Consider the following 22,064-nt stretch of genomic DNA (forward strand, 5'->3'; position numbering starts at 1 on the left):
CCGGGTGCGGGGCAGCGGGCGGGGGCGGCCCGGCGTCCTCGCTAAGCCCTCAGGCTCGTTCTGTCCCCCATCACCACGACAGGGTCGCGCGCCGGGTCCAGCGTGCGCAGCAGGAACTCCATGGCCTTGCGGGAGACGCTGACGCAGGCCGAGGTGCCGCTGCCGTGGTCCAGGTGCAACCAGATGCCACCGCCCTTCTCCGTGCCCCAGGGGCGGGTGGCGTCGCGTGGCGGGGTGCCCTTGACGCGGTTGTAGTCGATGGCGATGACGTAGTCGAAGTCGTGCTGGTGTGCCTCGTCCCACTCGGCCGGCGGTGCGTAGGCCCCCTCGTTCTGGTCGTAGGGCAGCCGGGTGCCCGGGTCGGCGAGCACACCGCCGGCGTCGGTGAGGGTGAACACGCCGACCGGGCTGCGCGCGTCGCCCTCGTGGTGGTGCGCGGTCCAGCCGCGGCGCCCGTTGTGGGCGGGCCAACTCGCCATCCGGCGCCAGTGCGCGCCCTGTCGGGCGTACAGCACGACCAGGGAGTCCGCCGAGTCCCGGCCCTCGCCGTACACGGCCACGACCTGGCGGGAGCCGGCTGGTATCCGTCGGTACAGGCGGTCGCCGACGCCCGGGATGCGGGTCGGGTCGGCCGTGGGAGCGGACGGCACGGTGGTGCTCCGCTCGGCACCGCGCGCACCGTGAGCGGGAGCGGGGGCGGGGGTGCCGCAGGCGGAGAGCGTCGCGAGGAGGGCACCGAGGGCCGCCACCCCGGCGACCGTCCGGCGCCGCACACTGTCGATCTGCACACCTCCATGCTGCCACCACCAAACCGGCTGATTGGGTGAATGTTCGGGCAATCACCTTGTCGAGTGACGCACTTGCCCCGCCTTGACGGGCAGGGCGGAGAGCGGGACGAGCCGGGTGAGCGGGGCCTTGGCCGGAAGTCGGCGGATTTCGCGGGCCGTCAAGGAAAACCGTTTGAAATTCACCACTCTGCGACGCGAACCTTTCACGGCTTGCTGCCGCTCACCGCGGCTTCCCGGTCCTTCTCCCTCCCCTTGACACGAGCCACTGGGACGTCATGCAGATTCAAGACCTTCCGTATCCCGATCCGGGCGTACCCGACGTACGTTCGGGTCCCCGATTCCTGTGGTGGCTCTGGCGCAACCAGCTGGGCGGACAGCTGAAGTCGCTCGCCTGGGGCCTGCTGCACTTCGTGTCCGTCACCGCACTGCCCTTCTGTGTCGGTCTCGCCGTGCAGGCGGCCGTCGACCGCTCCGGCGGCCGGCTCGCCCTGACGGGCGGTCTGATGCTGGTCTGCGGAACGGGTACCGCGCTCGGCGACACCTTCCTGCACCGGTCCGCCATCACCAACTGGATCACCGCGGCCGCCCGCGTCCAGCAACTGCTGGCCCGTAAGGCCGCCCACCTGGGCTCCGCACTGACCCGGCGGGTGGCGGCCGGTGAGGTGGTGGCCGTCTCCACCGGTGACGTGGAGAAGATCGGCTGGTTCGTCGAGGCCGTCTCCCGTTTCACGGCCGCCGCGCTGACCGTGGTGGTCGTCTGCGTCGGGCTGCTCGTGTACCAGCCCGCGCTCGGCGTGATCGTCGCCGTGGGCCTGCCCGTCGTGGCCCTCGCGGTCCTGCCGCTGCTGCCCCGGGCGACGCGCCGCGCCGACGTGCAGCGCGAGAAGGCGGGCCGGGCCACCGAGCTGGCCTCCGACACCGTCGCCGGACTGCGGGTGCTGCGCGGCATCGGGGGCGAGGAGCTTTTCCTGGACCGCTACCGCCAGGCCTCGCAGGAGGTGCGGCACGCCGCCGTGCGCAGCGCCCGGATGTGGTCGCTGATCTCCGCCGTTCAGGTGCTGCTGCCCGGACTGCTGCTGATCGCCGTCGTCTGGCACGGCATCGGCCTGGCCCGCCAGGGCCGGATCACGGTCGGTGAACTCGTCACCGTCTACAGCGCGGTCATGGTCCTCAACTACCCGCTGCGGCACTTCGAGGAGATCGCCATGGCGTACTCCTTCTCCCGCCCCTCGGCCAAGCGCGCCGCACGGGTGCTGTCGCTGGAGCGGTCCACGGCCACCGACGGCACCCGCGGGGCCGACGTCCCGGCCGGCGACCTGTACGACCCCGCGACCGGTCTGCTCGCCCCTGCCGGCCGGCTCACCGCCGTGGTGTGCGGCGACCCGGACGCGGCGGGCAGGCTCGCCGAGCGGCTGGGCGGCCACCCCGCCGAGCCGGACCGGTCGGTGCTGCTCGGCGGGGTTCCGCTGGACGAACTCCCCCTCGACAGTGCCCGCACCGCCGTCCTCGTCCAGGACAAGGACCCGGTGCTGCTCTCCGGCACACTGCGCGAACTGCTCGACGTGCCCGCCTCCGGAGCCGTGCGGCCCGCGGACGCGCTGGCGGCGGCACAGTGCGAGGACGTTCTGGACGCGCTCGTGCAGGGTTCGCTGGACGCCGCCGACCCGATGGATGCCCGCATCACCGAGCGCGGGCGGTCCCTGTCCGGCGGCCAGCGCCAGCGGCTCGCCCTGGCCAGGTCCTTGATCACCGATCCGGAGGTGCTGGTCCTGGACGAGCCGACCTCCGCCGTCGACTCGCACACCGAGGCCCGGATCGCGGTGGGGTTGCGCCGGCTGCGGTCGGGGCGGACGACCGTGGTGTTCACCTCCTCTCCGCTGCTGCTCGACCGCGCGGACCAGGTGGCGCTGGTGCACGAGGGCGAGGTCGTGGCGGTCGGCGTGCACCGCGAACTGGTCGGCAGCGAGCCGCGGTACCGGGCCGTGGTGACCCGGGAGACCGACGAGGAACTGACCGCGGCCGACGAGGACATGCTGCTGGACGCGCTCCAGGGGCTGGAAGAGATCGAGGAGAGCGCATGATCGGCGTTGCGCCGCCGGCCTACGACCCGGCGGCCCCGACGACCGCCACCACCCTGCCCGTCGGCGCCACCGCGACCGTACGCGCCTACGTCACCGAGTTGTTCCGGCGGCACCGGCGGGCCTTCCTGCTGCTCATCACCGTCAACACGGTGGCCGTGGTCGCCTCCATGGTGGGCCCGTACCTGCTCGGCGGCCTGGTCGAACGGGTGACGGACGAGGCCCGGGAGCTCCACCTGGGCCTGACCGCCGGGTTGTTCGTGCTCGCGCTGGCCGTGCAGGCCGTCTTCGTGCGGCAGGTGCGGCTGCGCGGCGCGACGCTCGGCGAGCGGATGCTGGCCGACCTGCGCGAGGACTTCCTGGTGCGGTCCGTCGGACTGCCGCCGGGCGTGCTGGAGCGGGCGGGCACCGGCGACCTGCTCTCCCGCATCACCACCGACATCGACCGCCTGGCCAACGCCATGCGCGAGGCCGTGCCGCAGCTGGCCATCGGTGTGGTGTGGGCCGTGCTGCTGCTCGGCGGACTGGTCGTGACGGCACCGCCGCTGGCCGCCGCCGTGCTGCTCGCCGTACCGGTCCTGGTCATCGGCTGCCGCTGGTACTTCAAGCGGGCACCGTCCGGCTACCGCTCCGAGGCCGCCGGCTACGCCGCCGTCGCCGCCGCGCTCGCCGAGACCGTGGACGCGGGCCACACCATCGAGGCGCACCGCCTCGGCGCCCGCCGCGTGGCCCTGTCGGAACGACGGATCGCGCAGTGGGTCGCGTGGGAGCGGTACACCCTCTGGCTCCGCTCCGTGCTCTTCCCCGTCATCAGCGCCGTCCACCTCCTCGTGCTGGGTTCGGTCCTGATGGTCGGCGGGGTCCTCGTCCTCCACGGCTGGCTCGGAGTGGGCCAGCTGACCACCGGTGCGCTCATCGCGCAGATGCTGGTCGATCCGGTGAACCTGATCCTGCGCTGGTACGACGAGGTGCAGGTCGCCCAGGTGTCGCTGGGCCGCCTGGTCGGTGTGCGGGACATCGAGCCGGACGCCGGGGACGACTCGCTCGCCCCCGACGGGCGGGACGTGCACGCCGACCGGGTGCACTTCGGCTACCGCGAGGGCGTCGACGTGCTGCGCAAGGTCTCCCTGGAGGTCGCGCCGGGCACCCGGCTGGCCCTGGTCGGTCCGTCCGGTGCGGGCAAGTCCACCCTGGGCCGGCTGCTCGCCGGGATCTACGCGCCCCGGGACGGCCGGGTCACCCTGGGCGGGGCGGAGCTGTCCCGGATGCCCGCGGAGCGCGTCCGCGCGCACGTCGCCCTCGTCAACCAGGAGCACCACGTCTTCGTCGGCTCCCTGCGCGACAACCTCCGGCTCGCCCGCGCCGCCGCCACGGACGCCGAGCTGTGGGCCGCTCTGGGCGCGGTCGACGCGGACGGGTGGGCGCGGGCACTGGACGACGGCCTGGACACGGAGGTGGGCTCCGGCGGTGTGGCGCTGACCCCGGCGCAGGCACAGCAGATCGCGCTGGCCCGGCTGGTGCTGGCCGATCCGCACACGCTGGTCCTGGACGAGGCGACCTCGCTGCTGGACCCGCGCGCGGCCCGCCACCTGGAACGCTCCCTGGCACGTGTCCTCGACGGCCGGACCGTGGTCGCCATCGCCCACCGCCTGCACACCGCCCACGACGCCGATGTGATCGCCGTCGTGGAGAACGGGCAGATCAGCGAGCTGGGCAGCCATGAGGAGCTGGTCGCGGCGGAGGGCGCGTACGCGGCACTGTGGCGGTCCTGGCACGGGTGAGGGCACCTCGGGGGAGCCGGGGAGGGTGACTACGGCGGCGCGGTGAAGGGCCCGCGCCGGCCATGGGTCCGGTGCCGGTGCTGCGGAGGGCCGCGGGCCGGCGCCGGGCGGGGGCGGTTCCGTGGCACGGTAGCCGGGGGCTCGCGCTGCCCGGGCCGGGAGGACTGCGCTGCCTGGGTCCCAGCCGGGGGCGGCGGCCCGCCGGCCGGCCGGGACCCGTGGCGTTGCGCGGTGGCGAGCTGGGGTGGAAGGCTGGAGAACGGCACCAGCTCGGGGTGCGGCCGGGAGTCGGCGATTCCCGGCGAGTTCCCCGGTGCCCTGGGTGCCGACGGCCCGCCGCCCGCTGGGGCGGTACCCGGCCGTCCTCACCACCTGGAGGTAGTCGTGGACAGCGCCGACGGTTGGGGGGACGACGTCTACCAGCCCGATCCCTCGGAGATCCGGGAGGACTCGGGGGTGCTCGACGTCGAGGACACTCTGGACTTCGACGGCGTCGCCGACCCCCTCGACCGTGGCTGGTCCCCTCCCGAGCGGCCCTGGGCGGTCGAACACAACGGCGTGACGGCGGCCGAACGCCAGGCGGGCGAGACCCTCGACCAGCGGCTCGCCGAGGAGCTGCCGGATCTCGACGCACCCGACGGTGACGGCATCGGCGACTGCGAGGGCACCGACGGGGAACCCCTCGACAACGAGGTCGGCCACTTCCGCTCCGGCCGGCTGGTGGCCCCCGACGAGGGCGCGCACGAGGACGAGGAGGCCGCCCTCGTCGCCACCGACGTCGGTATCGACGGTGCCGCCGCCTCCGCAGAGGAGGCAGCGATGCACATCGTCGACGAGGACACCCTCCCCGGCTGAACCGGGCCGAGCGGACCCGCGCCCGCCGTGCCTCGTCCCGACCACCCCGTACAAGGAGCCGCGATGCAGCAGGACAAGCACCCCGACTACCACTCCGTGGTCTTCCGTGACCGCGCCGCCGGCTACGCCTTCCTGACCCGGTCCACCGCACGGAGCGAGCAGACCATCGAGTGGGACGACGGCGAGACCTACCCGGTGATCGACGTGGAGATCTCCTCGGAGAGCCACCCCTTCTACACGGGCAAGGCCCGCACGGTCGACACCGAGGGCCGCATCGCCCGCTTCGAGCGCCGGTACGGCGCCGGGGACGCGGGCGAGGCCACCTGATTCCGAGGTGTTGATCAGATCACGTTGAGCGCCGCGGCGCAGCCCACTCCCCCGAGCAGCATGAACACCGGCATCAGTACCTTCAGCTCGACCCAGCTGCCCGCCCGGAACCGCATCGCCTTCGGCGGCCCCAGCGGGTACCAGCGTTTGCGGCCCACCGGGATCGGCCACAGGATCGGGCAGCCGGACACGGTCAGCGCGTCCCCGATGTCGTGCACCAGCGCGCCCAGCACGATGGGCAGCCCCAACCACAGGTACTCCTGGCCCGGCGCGGTGAACAGCCAGTCCGAACCGTGGCCCGGCTTGTCCAGCACCCCGGCGAGGATCCAGGCGCTGGTCGCCGCCAGCAACCAGACCAGCACATCGCTGCTGGAGCCCCGCGCAGCCCGCCACAGCAGACCTTCGATCGCGAGCACCATGTGCACGAACAGGATCGCCAGCACCGCCCAGCGGCCCCCGGTGATCGCCGCGGCGGAGCAGCCGGCGCCGATCAGGACCGCCCACACCCAGGTGTGCGTCAGCGTGCGGTGCCCGCCGGAGCGGCGCGGGTCGCCCTGCTTCCTGGTCGCCTTGTAGACGGCGTACGACAGCTTGTCCACGATCTCGCAGATCCAGCGGGAGACCGGCCCGAAGGCCCGGGAGATGGTGGCGGCCTTGTGGTCGAGGTCCGGGGCGAGCGCGGCGCCGGCGCAGATCAGCGCACCGGAGAGGAGGACCGGCCAGGGCATCGGGTGCCCGGCCGCCGCGGCGGCGGCTCCGACGCCGAGCCAGGCCGCGGCCCCCGACAGTGAGTGTGCTGGTCCCATCATGGCCGCTTCCCGCCCCATTCCTCGTGTGCCGCTGTCCAGTTGTCCTGGTGCGCTGACGCCGCGTCGGCGACACAGCGTAGCGGTCGTGATCTTCGTACCCGTAGCCGATTCCCCTCTCGGGCCGAAGGCCAGGCAAGATGGGGGCGTGACCCTCATCGATCAGCTGCCGCCGACCGCCGACCCCGACGCCCTGTACGAGGCCTTCGAGTCCTGGGCACAGGAGCGCGGCCTCACCCTCTATCCGCATCAGGAGGAGGCGCTGATCGAGGTGGTCTCGGGGGCGAACGTGATCGTCTCGACGCCCACCGGCTCCGGCAAGAGCATGATCGCCGCGGGCGCGCACTTCGCCGCGCTGGCACGGGACGAGGTCACCTTCTACACGGCGCCGATCAAGGCCCTGGTGTCGGAGAAGTTCTTCGAGCTGTGCAAGCTCTTCGGCACGGAGAACGTCGGCATGCTCACCGGTGACGCCTCGGTCAACGCCGACGCGCCCGTGATCTGCTGCACCGCCGAGGTGCTGGCCTCCATCGCGCTGCGCGACGGCAAGCACGCCGACGTCGGCCAGGTCGTCATGGACGAGTTCCACTTCTACGCCGAGGGCGACCGCGGGTGGGCCTGGCAGATCCCGTTGCTGGAGCTGCCGCAGGCGCAGTTCATCCTGATGTCTGCCACTCTGGGCGATGTGTCCTTCTTCGAGAAGGACCTCACCCGTCGCACCGGCCGCCCCACCTCGGTGGTCCGCTCGGCCACCCGCCCGGTACCCCTCTCCTACGAGTACAAGCTGACCCCGCTCACCGAGACCCTCACCGACCTGCTGGCAACCAAGCAGGCCCCGGTGTACATCGTGCACTTCACGCAGGCGCAGGCCGTGGAACGGGCGCAGGCGCTGATGAGCATCAACATGTGCACGCGTGAGGAGAAGGACCAGATCGCCGAGCTGATCGGCAACTTCCGTTTCACCACCAAGTTCGGCCGGAACCTCTCCCGCTACGTCCGGCACGGCATCGGCGTGCACCACGCCGGCATGCTGCCCAAGTACCGGCGCCTGGTGGAGAAGCTCGCCCAGGCCGGTCTGCTGAAGGTCATCTGCGGCACGGACACGCTCGGCGTGGGTGTCAACGTGCCCATTCGCACGGTGCTGTTCACGGCGCTCACCAAGTACGACGGCAGCCGGGTGCGCACCCTGCGGGCCCGGGAGTTCCACCAGATCGCGGGCCGGGCCGGCCGGGCCGGTTTCGACACCGCGGGGCTCGTGGTCGCGCAGGCGCCGGAGCACGTCATCGAGAACGAGAAGGCGCTGGCGAAGGCGGGCGACGATCCCAAGAAGCGGCGCAAGGTGGTCCGCAAGAAGGCGCCGGAGGGCTTTGTCGGCTGGACGGAGAACACCTTCCAGAAGCTGATCGAGTCGGAGCCGGAGCCGCTGACCTCGCGGTTCCGGGTGACGCACACGATGCTGCTGTCGGTGATCGCCCGCCCGGGCAACGCGTTCGAGGCGATGCGCCACCTCCTGGAGGACAACCACGAGCCGCGCAGGCAGCAGCTGAGGCACATCCGCCGGGCGATCGCGATCTACCGCTCCCTCCTGGACGGCGGGATCGTGGAGAAGCTCGACAAGCCGGACGCCGAGGGCCGCATCGTCCGGCTCACGGTCGACCTCCAGCAGGACTTCGCGCTGAACCAGCCGCTGTCCACGTTCGCCCTCGCCGCGTTCGAACTCCTCGACCCCGAGTCGCCGTCCTACGCCCTCGACATGGTCTCCGTGGTCGAGTCCACCCTGGACGACCCGCGGCAGATCCTCGTCGCCCAGCAGAACAAGGCACGCGGCGAGGCCGTCGCCGCGATGAAGGCGGACGGCGTCGAGTACGAGGAGCGCATGGAGCGCCTCCAGGACATCACGTACCCGAAGCCACTGGAAGAGCTGCTCTTCCACGCGTACAACACCTACCGCAAGAGCCACCCGTGGGTCGGCGACCACCCGCTGTCGCCGAAGTCGGTGATCCGGGACATGTACGAGCGGGCACTGTCCTTCACGGAGCTGGTGTCCTTCTACGAGCTGGCCCGCACCGAGGGCATCGTGCTGCGCTACCTCGCCAGCGCGTACAAGACCCTGGACCACACCATCCCGGACGACCTGAAGTCCGAGGACCTGCAGGACCTGATCGAGTGGCTGGGCGAGATGGTGCGCCAGGTGGACTCCAGCCTGCTGGACGAGTGGGAGCAGCTCGCCAACCCGGAGGAGATGACCGCCGAGGAGGCCCAGGAGAAGGCCGACGAGGTCAAGCCGGTCACCACCAACGCCCGCGCCTTCCGCGTCCTGGTCCGCAACGCCATGTTCCGCCGCGTGGAGCTGGCCGCCCTGGACCAGGTCGAGGAGCTGGGCGAGCTGGACGCCGAGTCCGGCTGGGACGCCGAGGCCTGGGGCGAGGCCATGGACAAGTACTGGGACGAGTACGACGACCTCGGCACCGGCCCCGACGCCCGCGGCCCCAAGCTGCTGGTCATCCATCAGGAGCCGGAGAACGGCCTGTGGCGGGTCCGCCAGATCTTCGACGACCCGAACGGCGACCATGACTGGGGCATCAGCGCGGAGATCGACCTCGCGGCCTCCGACGCCGAGGGCCGCGCCGTCGTCCGCGTGACCGATGTGGGCCAGCTGTGAGCCGTTCGCGACCAGTGGTGAGCCAAGGAGAACCCCGCCGATGACGAATCCGGCCGAGAGACTGGTCGACCTGCTCGACCTGGAGCAGATCGAGGTCAACATCTTCCGTGGCCGCAGCCCGCAGGAGTCCCTGCAGCGGGTTTTCGGCGGCCAGGTGGCCGGCCAGGCGCTGGTCGCGGCCGGCCGCACCACGGACGGCGAGCGCCCTGTGCACTCGCTGCACGCGTACTTCCTGCGCCCGGGCCGGCCGGGCGTGCCGATCGTGTACCAGGTGGAACGGGTCCGTGACGGACGCTCCTTCACGACGCGCCGGGTCACGGCGGTCCAGCAGGGCCGCACGATCTTCAATCTGACCGCCTCCTTTCACAAGCCTGAGGAAGGACCGTTCGAGCACCAGTTGCCGCCGGCCCGCGAGGTGCCGGACCCCGAGGCGCTGCCGACGGTCACCGAGGAGATCCGCAAACACCTGGGGGCGCTTCCGGAGCAGTTGGAGCGGATGGCGCGCCGCCAGCCGTTCGACATCCGGTACGTCGACCGGCTGCGCTGGAACGCCGAGGAGATCGAGGGGGCCGATCCGCGCAGCGCCGTGTGGATGCGCGCGGTCGGGCCGCTCGGTGACGACCCGCTGGTCCACACCTGCGCGCTGACCTACGCCAGTGACATGACCCTCCTGGACGCGGTGCGCATCCCGGTGGAGCCGCTGTGGGGACCGCGGAACTTCGACATGGCCTCCCTGGACCACGCCATGTGGTTCCACCGGCCGTTCCGCGCGGATGAGTGGTTCCTGTACGACCAGGAGTCGCCGATCGCCACCGGCGGTCGCGGGCTGGCCCGCGGGCGCATCTACGACCTGCAGGGGCGGCTGCTCGTCTCGGTCGTCCAGGAAGGCCTGTTCCGGGCCCTGTAGTGCCCGCGGCCGGCGACCGCGGCCGGTAGTGGGGGGCTCAGACCTCCACCGGCCCTGCCGAGCGTGGGCCTCTCCGCCGCAGCCAGGCCCGCAGACCGCGGGACGAGCGCGGCGGGGCGGGCTGTGCCGGAACGTGCTGCCGGGGGACGGGTCGCACCACCGGTCGCGTCACGAACTCGGGGGGCCGCAGGCGCGTCTCCGAAGGCCGCACAGCCAGCCCGGGATGCCGCCCAGACGGCCGGCTGACCGGCGGTTCTTCCAGCAGTCCGGTGACCGTCCGTGCCATCGGCGGGATGGGTCGTGCGGGCGTGCGGATCGCCGGTGGTACGCGGTGGGCGGGCGGACGCGGGGCGGGCGACACCTCGCGGGCCTCCTTCACCGAGCGCGCCAGGTCGCTGCGCAGCCAGCCGATCTCGTCGGCGTCCTGTGCCGTCATGATCTGCTCGGCAAGGTGTGCGGCGGGGGAACCGGGTACGCCGTGTCCGGGTGGCGCGGGCCGGAACCGGTTCAGGTGGGCGCGTTCGTAGGGGTCGTCGACGATGTCGGCGACCTCGACGGGCGCGAGGAGGGCGGCCACGGCGCCCGCGCGGGCCCACGGGTCCTCGGCCTGCCGCAGCAGGAATCCGAGATGGCGGCCGCGCCAGTTGCGGGCCCGCAGATCCACTCCCGCCTCCAGCTGGCTCCGCAGGGTCTCGGGCGTACGCCCCTTCAGCAGGTGCGCGTTCTCCGCCGCGGCCGCGAACTGGCGCAGCTCCTCCGCCAGATAGAGCCAGACCACCGCACGGTAGCGGTTGAGGTGGAACATGACGGGCACGAGCAGGCCCAGGCGGGCGAGCCGGCTGAACCGGCCGGCCGGGATGCCCATCAGGGCGGCGCCCTCGGCCGTTCCGACGACCTGCACCCGCTCGCGCAGGGATTCGGCGAAGCCGTCCTGGGCGCGGAGGCGGTCGATCTCCGCGCGCTCCACGCGCCGGCCTCCTCCCCCGCCTTCGTCGGGCACGGTCCGGATGCGGCCGAGGTGGACGGCGAGGTCGAACTCGCTGCGCCTGAGTCCCAGTTCGCGAGCGGCACGGCTCGGCGTGCAGGTGCTGGGGCGGGATGGGTCGAAGGTGCTTGCCGACATGGTCGTACTCCCCCGTGGAGTGGCGTGGCTCACGCCTTGTGCGCTCGCCGTGCACACACCGTAGCCGCTCCGTCCTCAGTCGTGGCAGGCCTGTGGATAACTCGACAGGAGAAGGCAAAGACGCAGGTCAGATGTCGTCTGACAAGCGACTTCGCTCGGGTTGCCTGACGTCGACGCCGAGGTGCTCGCCGACCCGGTTGACGAGCAGGGTCATCTCGTAGGCGATCCGGCCGATGTCGGCCTGCGCCCCGCTGAGCACGCACAGACAGCTGCCGGTGCCGGCCGCGGTCACGAAGAGCACGGCGTCGTCGTACTCGACCATCGTCTGGCGCACGCGGCCGGCGCCGAAGTGGCGTCCCGAGCCCTTGGCCAGGCTGTGCAGTCCGGACGCCACGGCGGCCAGATGCTCGGCGTCCTCCCGGCGTAGGCCCGTGCTCGCGGCGGTGACCAGCCCGTCGTTCGACAGGACCAGTGCGTGGCGTACGTGGTCCACCCGCTCGGTCAGTTCGTCCAGGAGCCAGCCGAGACCCTGGTTCTGCGCCATCTCCGTCTCCCCGTGTGGTGTCTCCCCCTGGCTGGAGGAACTCCCCGCCAGCCTTCCCCACGACCGCTGTGCGGGCAAGCAGGATGGGCCCATGGCAGAGAAGATGACCGATGAGGAGTGGCGGGCGTTCGTCTCGGAGGGCACCCGCACCGGCAAGCTGTGCACCGTCCGCACCGACGGGAGCCCGCACGTGGCGCCGATCTGGTTCCTGCTGGACGGGGACGACCTGGTGTTCACCACCGGCAAGGAGACCGTGAAGGGGCGCAATCTGGCCCGGGACGGGCGGGTCGCGCTGTGCGTGGACGACGACCGTCCGCCGTTCCGCTTCACCGTGCTGAACGGTCGCGCCCGGCTGTCGGAGGACCTGGCCGAGGTGCGGCTGTGGGCGACCCGCATCGCCGCCCGGTACATGGGCGAGGACCGCGCCGAGGAGTACGGCGCCCGCAACGGCGTACCGGGGGAACTCCTCGTCCGCGTCACCGTCGACCACGTGCAGGCCATGCGGGACGTCGCGGCCTGAGCGGCGGGCTCAGCCGACCGAGTCCAGGAGCCGGGCCGTGTGCATCCTTCCGGCGTACTCGACCAGTTGGATCAGCACTTCCTTGCCGGAGTCGCGGTCGCGCGCGTCGCACAGCACCACGGGGGTGCCGCGGTCGAGGTCGAGTGCCCGGGAGACGTCGGGGGCGCCGTACCCGCGGGCTCCCGCGAAGCAGTTGACGGCCACCACGAACGGGATGCGCCGGTGCTCGAAGTAGTCGACGGCGGGGAAGCAGTCCTCCAGCCGTCGGGTGTCCGCGAGGACCACGGCGCCGAGGGCTCCCTGGGCGAGTTCGTCCCACAGGAACCAGAAGCGGTCCTGTCCGGGGGTGCCGAAGAGGTAGAGCGACAGGCCGGAGCGGATCGTGATGCGGCCGAAGTCCATGGCCACGGTGGTGGTGACCTTCTGGTCCACGCCGTCGGTGTCGTCCACCAACTGGCCCGCTTCGCTCAGGAGTTCCTCGGTGCGCAGTGGCCGGATCTCGCTGACGGCGCCCACCAGGGTCGTCTTGCCGACGCCGAAGCCACCGGCGACCAGTATCTTCAGCGCCAAGGCGGAGGCGTCGCCGGCGGCGTCGGAGTGCTCGGAGACCATGATCACTTCTCTCGGGAGGGCCGGTTGCGGCCGGCGTCCGCGTGCTCCGGGGGGAAACCAGCAGCATGACAACAGGCAGGCGCGCCGGGGCGGTCGGACCGAAGTGCGTCGGACGCGACCGGTTTGCGCACATGGGATGGCGGTTTCTGAACGTTCATCTACAGCGCCCGCAATCCCTCGATGACCTCGCGCAGTATCCGTTCGTCCGGCAGGTGCGCCGGGGGTACGGGGCGGCTGATGGTCACGCAGCCGAGTTCCAGGAGGTCTCCGAGGAGCACCCTGACCACGCCGACCGGTAGATCCGCGTCCGCGGCGAGTTCGGCGACGGACTGGGTCTCCGGGCGGCACAGGTCGATCAGGGTGCGGTGTTCGGGGCCGAGCGTGGTGTCGTCGTCCAGCGCCGGCGCGGCGGGGTCCAGGGTGACGAGCGCGATCAGATCGAAGCGCACGCCCAGGGGCCCCGCCTGGGTGCGGCCGCCGGTCATGGCGTACGGGCGGACCAGGGGCCCGGCCTCGCCGTCGTACCACTGGCTGCCCGGCTCGCGGAGGCCGCCGGGCGGGTTCTCGGTCATCGGTACGGCCTTCCGGCTCATCCGGCGGCGGGTGGCTGCGCAGCGACGCGCGGCGGCGTGTAGAGGTGCTCACCGACGCGTTTGACCAGCCGGGCCATCTCATACGCGACCAGCCCGATGTCGGCCGTGACCGCGGTGAGCAGGGCGAGGCACGAGCCGTCACCGGCGGCGGCCACGAAGAGGAACGCGTCGTCCATCTCGACCATGGTCTGGCGGACTCCGCCCGCTCCGAAGTGCCGTCCGGCACCCTTGGCGAGGCTGTTGAAGCCGGAGGCCACGGCGGCGAGATGCTCGGCGTCCTCCCGTGCGAGGCCGGTCGAGGCACCGACCGCCAGCCCGTCGTTGGACAGCACGACGGCGTGCCGTACCTCACGCACGCGCGTGACCAGGTCGTCGAGCAGCCAGTCCAGTTCGCCGGATCGCTGGCCGGCCCTCCGGTTCGGGTCCTGGATCATGCCGGGTCTCCTTCGGTGCTGTGCCTGCCCGTTTCGGGTTCGAGGGCGGACCCGCGGCCGGGCTGTCTGCCACCGCCGCGCGCCCAGCCGTCGCGGTATGCCGCCATGCGGTCCCGGACGAGTTCGGGGGTGCGCCGGTCGTCGCCGCGCCCGACCGCCTGCGGAGCCGGCTCCTGGGGACGCTGCTGGCGCAGTTGGGGGGCGAGGCTCGCCTGACGCACCCGGCGCGGAAGGTCGTCGGAGGAGTCGGAGTCGTCGGGCGGGCGGTGCAGGCGCAAGGCGGTGACGCCGGGCGGCGGGGGTTCGTGGGCGGAGGCGTGGCGGCCGTCCGCCGAAACCGTGTCGTCCGGGACGGAAGCCGGCCGGGTGCTCCGGGGGCCCGCTGCCGTGCCGGTGCCGCGCGGGCCGGGGGTCTGGGTGGAGCCGTGCGCGCCGGGTGCGCTGGCCGCCAGGGCCGGCCGGTCCGGCCGTGCGGGGACGGCGGCCTCCTGGGGCGCGGGTGTGCCGGGCATGCGCGCGTGGGCGTGTTGCCGGTCGTGCCGGGCTTGGGCGTCCTCGCGGGAGCAACGTTCTCCCGAGCCGCTGTGCAGCAGGGCGGTCGGCACCAGGACCACGGCGGTGGTGCCGCCGTAGGGGGACGTCCGCAGGTGCACCTTGATGTCGTGCCGGGAGGCGAGCCTGCTGACCACGAAGAGTCCGAGCCGGTCGCTGTCGAAGAGGTCGAGTGCCTCGGACTGTTCGATGCGCCGGTTGGCCTCGGCGAGGGTATCGGCGCCCATGCCGAGTCCCCGGTCCTCGATCTCCAGGGCGTAGCCGTTGCCGACCGGTTCGCCGGTGACCCGCACACGCGTGTGGGGCGGCGAGAACTGTGCGGCGTTCTCCACGAGTTCGGCGAGCAGGTGGGTGAGGTCGGCGACGGCCACACCGATGACGTGGGCCTCGGGGAACTGGCGCACCTCCACGCGTGCGTAGTCCTCGACTTCCGAGACGGCGGCGCGTACGACGTTCGTCAGTGACACCGGCATGCGCCAGGCCCGGCCGGGTGCGGCACCGGAGAGGATGATCAGGCTCTCGGCATGGCGGCGCATCCGGGTGGTGAGGTGGTCCAGGCGGAACAGATCGCTCAGCTCGTCCGGGTCGTCGGAGCGCCGCTCCATGCTGTCCAGGAGGCTGAGCTGGCGATGGACCAGGACCTGGCTGCGGCGGGCCAGGTTCACGAAGACCCCGGAGATGCCGCTGGCCAGCTCGGCACGCTCCACGGCCGCGCTGAGCGCCGCCCGGTGCACGGTGGTCAGGGCTTCCCCGACCTGAGCGGTCTCGTCCTCGGCGGGTGGTCCGGCGGGCGCCTCGGCCTCGATGTCGATCTCCTCGCCCGCGCGCAGTCTCCGCATCGCTTCCGGGAGTTTGCGGCGGGCGATCTCCAGCGCGTCGTTGCGCAGGCTCACGAGTTCGACCACCAGGGCCCGCCCGATGCGGACGGAGATGACGAGGGAGGCGGCGACGGCGGCGAGCCCGAGGAGAACGGCGGCGCCCGCCGGGCTGAGCAGGCCGCGAGCGACCGGGTCGGCACGGCCGGCGACGGCACGGCCGGTGGCCGCGGCGATGGTCCGCATGCCGTCCTGTACGCGCGCGTGCGCGGTGTTCCAGACGGCCTCCGGTGCCACGGTGGCCGGTCGGGCACCCGGTCCGGCGGCGAGCAGCCTGTCCTCGGCGGCACCCAGGTCGGCGGAGTCCCCGCCGCGCGCCAGGTCCTGCCAGGCGGCGCGCTGAGCGGCGGGCAGATCGGCGACGGCGGTGTCGGTGAGGGCACGGCGCGCGGCCACGGCGGCGCCGAAGAGCCGTAGCCGCTGCCCCTGCAGGGCTCCTGCGCTGCGGGCGCTGCCCAGCAGCGCGTCCTCCTGGGCCAGGGCCTCGGCGGCGCGGGAGAACTCGAGCAGCACGCGCGCGTCGGAGCCGACGTCCGCCTGCTGCACGCCGGTGAGGGCGCCGTCCACGGCGAAGGCCGCGGCGATGGTCTTCGTGTAGCGCGTGAACGTGTCGTCCCAGCCTGCCCTGTGGTCGCGCACGGCTGCCCGCAGGGTGCGGAGGCGTTCGGCACCGGTGACGAAGGCGTCGAGGCGGCCGGAGACGCCGGCGGGCAGTTCCTGGCTGTCGGCGACCGTGCTGTGGCGGCCCAGCCGGAGCGCGGCCACGGCGCGGTCGGTGCGGGACGCCAGGGCTTCGAGGTCGCCGTCGTTCCCGGTGCGCGGGCCGGTGGCGTAGCGCACGGCCGCGGTGCGCTCGGCCTGCAGCGCGGTGACGGCGGTGGCCACCGGGGTGCGCAGTTCGGCGTCGACCCGCTGTGACTGGCGCAGCCGGGCGACGTCCTGGGCGGTGCTGACGGTGGCGTACGCCCAGAGGGCGAGGAGGGAGACCACGGGCACCATCAGCAGGCTGACCACCTTGGCGCGCACGGTCCGCGGTCGCAGGCGCCGGCGGCCTCCACGCGCGCGTGCCGCGGCGGGCGGTGTGCGGAGCGGGTGGCCGGTGCCCTCGTCGGCGGGTGGTCCGGCGTGTGCGCGGCGGCCGCGGGGGCGGTGCTCCGGGGCGGCGGCTCGCTCGGGGGTACGGGGTGGGCGCATGGACTCCTCGCTCGGGACGGGGTCGGTGCGTGGGCGGCCGGGGCCCCGCTAGCGGGCGATGCTCTCGACGGGCCGCTGGGCGGAGGCGGACGCCTCGCGCTCGTCGGCGGTGGGCGAGAGGGCGACGAAGGCCGAGGTGATGAACAGGTAGGACCCGAGGCCGACGGCGAGGGGGAAGATGAACTGCATCGCCGTGGCCCCGGGCAGGGTGTCGCCGGAAGGGTCCACACGCACGCTCACCGCGAACATCCCGGTGTAGTGCATGCTGCTGACGGCCGCTCCCATGACGAGGGAGGCGACGGTGACCGCGAGGGGTGACGTGATGTTGAGTCCCGCCCACAGGGCCGCGGTCGCCGCGACCACGGCGATCAGTACCGACAGTCCGACGAGAACGGGGTCGTATCCGACGTCGCCGTGCAGCCGGACCGCCGCCATGCCGAGGTAGTGCATGCTGGCGACGCCCAGTCCGGTGGTGAGCCCACCGAGGAAGAGCGCCCGGCGCCGGTCGCGGCCGTAGCCGACGGCGAAGACGCCGGCGCAGACGACGACCATGGCGACGAGGAGGCTGAGGATGGTCAGCGGCACGTTGTAGCGGATGTCGCTGCCGCTGACGCGGAAGCCGAGCATGGCCACGAAGTGCATGGTCCAGATGCCCGTCCCGATCGCGGAGGCGGCGGTGACGAGCCAGTTGCGGCGCGAGCGGCCGGTGGTGGCGAGCGCGCGGACGGTGCAGCGCAGTCCGAGTGCGGCGCCTGTGCAGGCCATCACGTATGACAGCACGGGGGTCAGCCAGCCGAAGGCGGCGTGGTCCAGGTGTCCCATGGCCCCGGGACGCTAGCGGTGGCACGGGCGCACAAAGGGGGCGCATTTCGAAAAGTGCCGGAATGTGGCGCACAGTTGCGACGGAACGATCGCGTCCCGTTCGAACATGCGCACAGAGGCATCCCTCGTGACGGTGAGGAATCATGCGGAGCATGAGCGACGACCACACACACGTCCAGGAGTTCTTCACCGCCCGCGCCGCCGACTGGGACACCCGGTTCCCGGACGACGGCCCGGCTTACGCGGCCGCCGTGGCCGACCTACGGCTGCGGAAGGGGGACCGCGTGCTGGACGCCGGCTGCGGCACGGGGCGCGCCCTGCCACCGCTGCGAGCCGCTGTGGGGCCTTCCGGGGTGGTGCTCGGCGCCGATCTGACCCCGGCCATGCTGCAGGCCGCCGTACGGGCGGGCAGGGACCGCCACGGCCGGCTGCTGCTCGCGGACGTCTCCGCGCTGCCGCTGCGCTCGGGGTGTCTGGACGCCGTGTTCGCAGCCGGCCTGATCGCCCACCTGCCGCGCCCGGTGGACAACCTGCGGGAACTGGCCCGCGTGGTACGGCCGGGCGGTACGCTCGCGCTCTTCCACCCCATCGGCCGCGCGGCGCTGGCAGCGCGTCAGGGCCGCCGTATCACCCCCGACGACCTGCGGGCGGAGGCCAACCTGGACCCGCTGCTGGCCCGTTCGGGCTGGCGCATGACGTCGTACGTCGACGAGGACGCCCGCTTCCTCGCGCTCGCGGTGCGCGAGGCCTGACGCGTCCTACGGCGACCAGGACGCCCGCTTCCCTGCGCTCGCGGTGCGCGAGGGCCGACGAGGGGGCCCGGTCAGTGCGTTCCGGCGACGGCTGCCGCGAAGGCGCCGGGGTTGTCGAACATGACGTTGTGCCCGGCGCCGGGCACCGTCACCACGCGCACCCCGGCGGCTTCAAGGCGCTCCCGGCCCGCGAGTTCGCCGCTGTGCTCGCCCTGGAGGAAGACGCGGTCGACGGGCAGCCCCTCCAGGAGCGTGCGCATCACCGGGTCCGAGCCCTTGCGCAGACCGACGGCGCTGCGGTGCAGCGCGAGCGGGTCGGCCAGACGCATGGTCGCCGCCCACAGCGGGCCGACCGCCTCCAGCACGCGCGCGTACTCCTTCGCGACGAACTCGTCCTCTCCATGGGCGGCGATTCCGCTGCTGGCGGCGGTCGACGGCGGAAAGGCGTCCAGGTTGGCCTCCGTCAGCACCAGCCGGGAGACGAGGCCGGGCCGGCGGTGGGCGAGGACGACCGCCACCGCGCCGCCCATGCTGTGCGCGATCAGTTCGGCACCGGCGACTCCGGCCGCGTCCAGCGCGGCCGCGACCGCGTCGGCGTGGTCCTCCAGCGTGTAGCCGAAGTCCCGGGGCCGGTCGCTCGTGCCGTGTCCGGGCAGATCCACGAAGAGGCTGCGGCGGCCCGCGAGTTCGGGCCGGGCCGCGATGTGCGCGTGGTACACGGCGGACATCGACCCCAGTCCGTGCAGGTACACCCGGGCAGGCTCCGCCCCGGGCACCTCGGTCCACCGGATGTGACTTCCCCTGCTGTCGAACGCGGCCTGCTGCACCGTGCCCCTCCCTCTGTTCGGCGACGCCGCACAATACCTCGCCATCGAGGTATTCCGTCAAGGCGGTATTGGCGTGACGAGGTACCCCTGCGAAAGAATGCGGGCATGCTCGAACTGGCCATCCTCGGTTTCCTGTACGACGCCCCGCTGCACGGTTACGTCCTGCGGCGCCACATCGCGGCGCTCACGGGGCATGTGCGCCCTGTCGCCGAGAGCACGCTGTATCCGGCGATCAAGCGCCTGGAGAAGGCCGGTCTGCTGGCTCGGGCGACCGAGCCCGGTGCCGTGGCCGCGCCACGGCATGTGCTGCGGCTGACCGAGGAGGGCGGACGCGAGCTGAAGCGCAGGCTGGCCGAGCCCGCGCAGCGCGAGATCACCGACGAGAACCACTGGTTCACACTGCTGGCGTTCCTGCGGCACCTGGAGGACCCCGCCGCACAGGCGGCCGTGCTGCGGCGCCGGCTGGCCTTCCTTCAGGAGCCGGCGAGCTTCTTCTACGACGGTGACCGGCCGCTCTCCGCCGAGGAACTGGACGATCCGTTCCGGCGGGGTGTCCTCACCATCGCCCGTGCCACGAGCCGGGCGGAACTGGCCTGGCTGCGCGACACCCTCGCGTCACTCGACAGGGCCGGCCGCTGAGCCGTCCCGGTGCCGCACCGGGCAGCCGCGCAGCCCGGGGACGGGGCGGGTGCCCAGGTCGGCCACGCGGTAGCCGTTCGGATAGCCCTTGATCTCCCAGTTCTGGCGGGCGAAGTGCGGGCTGCGGCGCGGCGGCAGCAGCCGGACGAGCCGGCCGCGCGTCCGTACGGCGCGGCGCACCAGTGCGGAGGTCGCGGCGCCCGGGCTCGGATAGCGGAACGCGCGCAGCAACGGCTCGTCGAGCAGGGCGAGCGTCGCCGTGCGCAGCACCGGTGCGAGCGGACGCGGATACCAGGACGCCATCAGGTCCAGGGTGGCGTCGGAGACCCGCCGAGCCTCCTCGTCCCAGCCGAAGTGGGCTTCCTCGTAGCTGTCGAGCAGGGCTTCGAACTCCTCGTAGGTGCGGGGAATGTCCGGGATGCCCATGTGCCGGCCCAGGGTGCGGTAGTACTCGGTGGTGGCCACGATCTCGTGCCGGGACAGCCGACGCCAGCCGTAGGCGTCGATCCAGCGCCGGGGCATCACCACGAACGTGCTCAGCACGTACCGCATGTCGTCGTCGCTGATGTCGTAGCTGCGGTGCATCTGGTTGATGCGGCGGACGGCGGTGCGTCCCTGCTCCGCGGCGAAGCCGTGTTCCACGATGGTGTCGAGGAGCAGCACGGTGTCGTCGTACCGCTTCTGCGTACGCTCGGTCAGCTCCGCCGTCCGCGCGAGCAGCCGGCCGATGCTGGGCACCGCGTAGGTGCGGTACAGGGCCAGTTCCAGGGCGCGGGTGTAGTCCCAGGGGAACTCGTACGCCACACTGATCCGGTAGATCTCCAGCGCGTCCGCCACCGGGTCCAGCCGGCGGATCCGGTCCAGCTGCTCGAACCGCTTCACCGCGTCGTCCCCCTTCTGATACCGGATCTCCAACTCTACGTTGTGAAGCAGCAGATGGGCGATCAGTGGTGACTTCGTCCGGGGAAAGGGTGATCCGTGTGTTCGACACGATCCGCAGGTACGCAGGCAGGCTCCGCACCGCCACGCCCGCGCGGGCCGAGGGTGCCCCGGAGCGGCGCGCGCACAACCTGTTCGAGGCCGCCGCGGTCTATGTGGCGGCCCGTGCGGAGGACGACCAGGACCGGATCGAGGAAGCGGCGGCCTGGGTGTCGCCGGAGGCGCTCTCCTTCGGCGTGAGCGAGCTGGCCTGCCGGGCGGTGGTGGCGCTGGCCCGGGAGCGGGACGAGTCGCCCGACGAGGTCGCCCGTGCCCTTCTCGGACTGCCCGCCGCATGAGCGGAACTTCCCTCTCCAGATGTGGCCGTTTCGCCCCTGTCCAGGTGGAAACCTGCAGCTCCGCGTGGTGCGCGGAGTCGTGACAAGCTGCTTCCGCTCGCACTAGGGTGCGCGCCGATGGACGACCACTGGGGAGGCAGGGATGGCCGGGACGGACGATGAGGCCGTCGCCGCCGCGGACGATGCGCTGTACGTGCTGACGGCGGTGCTGCTGACGCCGGCGCAGTTTCCGAGCGTGCTGGGCGACGACTACCCGGAGGCGTGTGCGGCGCTGGACCTCGCGCCGCGCGCCGACGGGTACGGCCTGGTGCTGGGCCAGGACGGGGACGGTGCTCGCTGGACGGTCGTCATCGACGACGTCTCGCTGGTCGCCGTGGCGATCGCTTCCTGGGACTGCGGCATGGAGTACGAGCTGTCGCCGGACGAGAGCGCGGTCGTGACCGCCCTGCCGGGGTGGCCCCTGGCCGTCGCCGTGGCGGCACCGGGCGTGCCCGCCCCGCACGACCCCCCTGCCGAGGCGGCGGACCGGCCGGCGCTGAGCCCTCCGGACACCGGAACGTGGGGGCCCGCCCAGCGCCGGCTGGGTGCCGACGAGATCGCGTTGCAGTGGGCGGCCTGGCGGGAGCAGATCGACGACGCCGACTTCCCCGCGCCGGGTGAGCCGGCGGAGGTCGCGCAGGTCGCGGAGTCCGCACCGGAGGGTGCGGAGCGCGCTTCGTCCGGCGGCCACAGGGGTGTCCGCCGGGTGCTCGCGGAGGCGCGCGCCTACGTCGACTCCCCGCCGCCGCTCGGCCGGGTGCGCTCGTCGTTCGCCCCGGGCGAGGCCCGCACCCTGCGCGCCGACGGTCCCGGCTGGTCGATCGTGGCCCGCACCGACGACATCGCGTTCGTCCTGCTCGACGAGGAGCCCGGCGAGGTCCTGCCGGTGGGCAGGGGCCCCGAGCTGCCGGGACTGCTGGACGCGCTCGACAAGATGGCCGTACGGCCCCTGTGAGCCGGAGCGAGCGGACGGAGCCTTCCTCGCCGCTCCCAGGGCCCTACCGCCCGCGGTGTCCCGCCCCAGGGCGGGGCACGGTCCATGCCCCCCGCACGGCTG

The 22,064-nt window shown here is 72.7% G+C and carries 22 protein-coding genes; 11 read left to right on the forward strand and 11 right to left on the reverse strand.

The features are described from left to right. Window positions 1–41: 41 nt before the first annotated feature. Window positions 42–788 (reverse strand): L,D-transpeptidase family protein, encoded by a 747-nt coding sequence (locus IEZ20_RS20700; protein ID WP_229896164.1) that lies wholly within the window; start codon window positions 786–788, stop codon window positions 42–44. 275 nt (window positions 789–1,063) lie between these two features. Here IEZ20_RS20700 and IEZ20_RS20705 point away from each other — a divergent pair, with 275 nt between their 5' ends. The 4 genes from IEZ20_RS20705 to IEZ20_RS20720 all read left to right on the forward strand — a co-directional run bounded on the left by IEZ20_RS20705 (window position 1,064) and on the right by IEZ20_RS20720 (window position 5,829). Then, a complete protein-coding gene (locus IEZ20_RS20705; RefSeq protein WP_189300852.1) occupies window positions 1,064–2,869 on the forward strand; it encodes an ABC transporter ATP-binding protein in 1,806 nt (601 codons plus the stop codon). Then, window positions 2,866–4,647 (forward strand): ABC transporter ATP-binding protein, encoded by a 1,782-nt coding sequence (locus tag IEZ20_RS20710; protein ID WP_189300854.1) that lies wholly within the window; start codon window positions 2,866–2,868, stop codon window positions 4,645–4,647. Before IEZ20_RS20705 ends, IEZ20_RS20710 begins: the two co-directional genes overlap by 4 nt. A 384-nt stretch (window positions 4,648–5,031) precedes the next feature. Then, on the forward strand, window positions 5,032–5,502 hold the full coding sequence (locus tag IEZ20_RS20715; protein WP_189300856.1) for a DUF5709 domain-containing protein: 471 nt from the start codon (window positions 5,032–5,034) through the stop codon (window positions 5,500–5,502). A 63-nt stretch (window positions 5,503–5,565) separates the two neighbouring features. After that, the gene (locus tag IEZ20_RS20720; protein WP_189300858.1) at window positions 5,566–5,829 is read left to right on the forward strand and encodes a type B 50S ribosomal protein L31; all 264 of its coding nucleotides are present in this window, start codon (window positions 5,566–5,568) and stop codon (window positions 5,827–5,829) included. 14 nt (window positions 5,830–5,843) lie between these two features. Here the strand turns inward: IEZ20_RS20720 and IEZ20_RS20725 are convergent, their stop codons facing one another. After that, window positions 5,844–6,638, reverse strand: coding sequence for a metal-dependent hydrolase (locus IEZ20_RS20725; protein WP_189300860.1), 795 nt, complete (start codon window positions 6,636–6,638; stop codon window positions 5,844–5,846). A gap of 145 nt (window positions 6,639–6,783) precedes the next feature. On the opposite strand from IEZ20_RS20725, the gene IEZ20_RS20730 reads away from it, so the two are divergent. Beyond that, window positions 6,784–9,297, forward strand: coding sequence for a DEAD/DEAH box helicase (locus tag IEZ20_RS20730; RefSeq protein WP_189300862.1), 2,514 nt, complete (start codon window positions 6,784–6,786; stop codon window positions 9,295–9,297). A 40-nt stretch (window positions 9,298–9,337) separates the two neighbouring features. After that, entirely contained in the window at window positions 9,338–10,204 is an 867-nt protein-coding gene (locus IEZ20_RS20735; protein WP_189300865.1) for an acyl-CoA thioesterase, read from the forward strand. Between the two features lie 37 nt (window positions 10,205–10,241). Here IEZ20_RS20735 and IEZ20_RS20740 read toward each other — a convergent pair whose 3' ends face one another. Together IEZ20_RS20740 and IEZ20_RS20745 are read right to left on the reverse strand one after the other, a co-directional pair. Further along, window positions 10,242–11,327: a DUF6397 family protein gene (locus IEZ20_RS20740; protein WP_189300867.1), complete on the reverse strand. Its 1,086-nt coding sequence runs from the start codon at window positions 11,325–11,327 to the stop codon at window positions 10,242–10,244. A 127-nt stretch (window positions 11,328–11,454) separates the two neighbouring features. Beyond that, window positions 11,455–11,871: a roadblock/LC7 domain-containing protein gene (locus IEZ20_RS20745; RefSeq protein WP_189300869.1), complete on the reverse strand. Its 417-nt coding sequence runs from the start codon at window positions 11,869–11,871 to the stop codon at window positions 11,455–11,457. 91 nt (window positions 11,872–11,962) lie between these two features. Here IEZ20_RS20745 and IEZ20_RS20750 point away from each other — a divergent pair, with 91 nt between their 5' ends. After that, complete coding sequence (locus IEZ20_RS20750; protein WP_189300871.1) at window positions 11,963–12,391, forward strand: PPOX class F420-dependent oxidoreductase; 429 nt, start codon at window positions 11,963–11,965, stop codon at window positions 12,389–12,391. Window positions 12,392–12,400: 9 nt separating this feature from the next. Here IEZ20_RS20750 and IEZ20_RS20755 read toward each other — a convergent pair whose 3' ends face one another. From IEZ20_RS20755 to IEZ20_RS20775, 5 genes are all read right to left on the reverse strand, one after another. Next, window positions 12,401–13,003: a GTP-binding protein gene (locus IEZ20_RS20755; protein ID WP_189300873.1), complete on the reverse strand. Its 603-nt coding sequence runs from the start codon at window positions 13,001–13,003 to the stop codon at window positions 12,401–12,403. A gap of 158 nt (window positions 13,004–13,161) precedes the next feature. Next, window positions 13,162–13,575 (reverse strand): DUF742 domain-containing protein, encoded by a 414-nt coding sequence (locus IEZ20_RS20760; protein ID WP_189300875.1) that lies wholly within the window; start codon window positions 13,573–13,575, stop codon window positions 13,162–13,164. Window positions 13,576–13,592: 17 nt separating this feature from the next. Beyond that, window positions 13,593–14,030 carry a roadblock/LC7 domain-containing protein gene (locus tag IEZ20_RS20765; RefSeq protein ID WP_189300877.1) on the reverse strand — a complete coding sequence of 146 codons (438 nt, stop codon included), beginning with the start codon at window positions 14,028–14,030 and terminating at the stop codon, window positions 13,593–13,595. Beyond that, window positions 14,027–16,651: a sensor histidine kinase gene (locus IEZ20_RS20770; protein WP_189300879.1), complete on the reverse strand. Its 2,625-nt coding sequence runs from the start codon at window positions 16,649–16,651 to the stop codon at window positions 14,027–14,029. Before IEZ20_RS20770 ends, IEZ20_RS20765 begins: the two co-directional genes overlap by 4 nt. A 48-nt stretch (window positions 16,652–16,699) precedes the next feature. After that, a complete protein-coding gene (locus IEZ20_RS20775; protein ID WP_189300882.1) occupies window positions 16,700–17,473 on the reverse strand; it encodes an MHYT domain-containing protein in 774 nt (257 codons plus the stop codon). 152 nt (window positions 17,474–17,625) lie between these two features. Here IEZ20_RS20775 and IEZ20_RS20780 point away from each other — a divergent pair, with 152 nt between their 5' ends. Continuing rightward, window positions 17,626–18,225 carry a class I SAM-dependent methyltransferase gene (locus tag IEZ20_RS20780; RefSeq protein ID WP_189300884.1) on the forward strand — a complete coding sequence of 200 codons (600 nt, stop codon included), beginning with the start codon at window positions 17,626–17,628 and terminating at the stop codon, window positions 18,223–18,225. 71 nt (window positions 18,226–18,296) lie between these two features. Here IEZ20_RS20780 and IEZ20_RS20785 read toward each other — a convergent pair whose 3' ends face one another. Next, window positions 18,297–19,052: an alpha/beta fold hydrolase gene (locus tag IEZ20_RS20785; RefSeq protein ID WP_189300886.1), complete on the reverse strand. Its 756-nt coding sequence runs from the start codon at window positions 19,050–19,052 to the stop codon at window positions 18,297–18,299. 105 nt (window positions 19,053–19,157) lie between these two features. Here IEZ20_RS20785 and IEZ20_RS20790 point away from each other — a divergent pair, with 105 nt between their 5' ends. Next, on the forward strand, window positions 19,158–19,691 hold the full coding sequence (locus IEZ20_RS20790; protein WP_189300888.1) for a PadR family transcriptional regulator: 534 nt from the start codon (window positions 19,158–19,160) through the stop codon (window positions 19,689–19,691). Here IEZ20_RS20790 and IEZ20_RS20795 read toward each other — a convergent pair. Beyond that, window positions 19,668–20,573, reverse strand: a complete 906-nt coding sequence (locus IEZ20_RS20795) for an oxygenase MpaB family protein (RefSeq protein ID WP_189301189.1) — start codon at window positions 20,571–20,573, stop codon at window positions 19,668–19,670. The two genes, IEZ20_RS20790 and IEZ20_RS20795, sit on opposite strands and share 24 nt — an antisense overlap. A gap of 98 nt (window positions 20,574–20,671) precedes the next feature. Here IEZ20_RS20795 and IEZ20_RS20800 point away from each other — a divergent pair, with 98 nt between their 5' ends. Then, window positions 20,672–20,968, forward strand: a complete 297-nt coding sequence (locus tag IEZ20_RS20800) for a hypothetical protein (protein ID WP_189300891.1) — start codon at window positions 20,672–20,674, stop codon at window positions 20,966–20,968. 142 nt (window positions 20,969–21,110) lie between these two features. Next, entirely contained in the window at window positions 21,111–21,962 is an 852-nt protein-coding gene (locus tag IEZ20_RS20805) for a hypothetical protein (protein ID WP_189300894.1), read from the forward strand. The last annotated feature ends 102 nt before the right edge of the window (window positions 21,963–22,064 follow it).

The organism is Streptomyces cinerochromogenes, from assembly GCF_014648635.1.
GTDB lineage: Bacteria > Actinomycetota > Actinomycetes > Streptomycetales > Streptomycetaceae > Streptomyces > Streptomyces cinerochromogenes.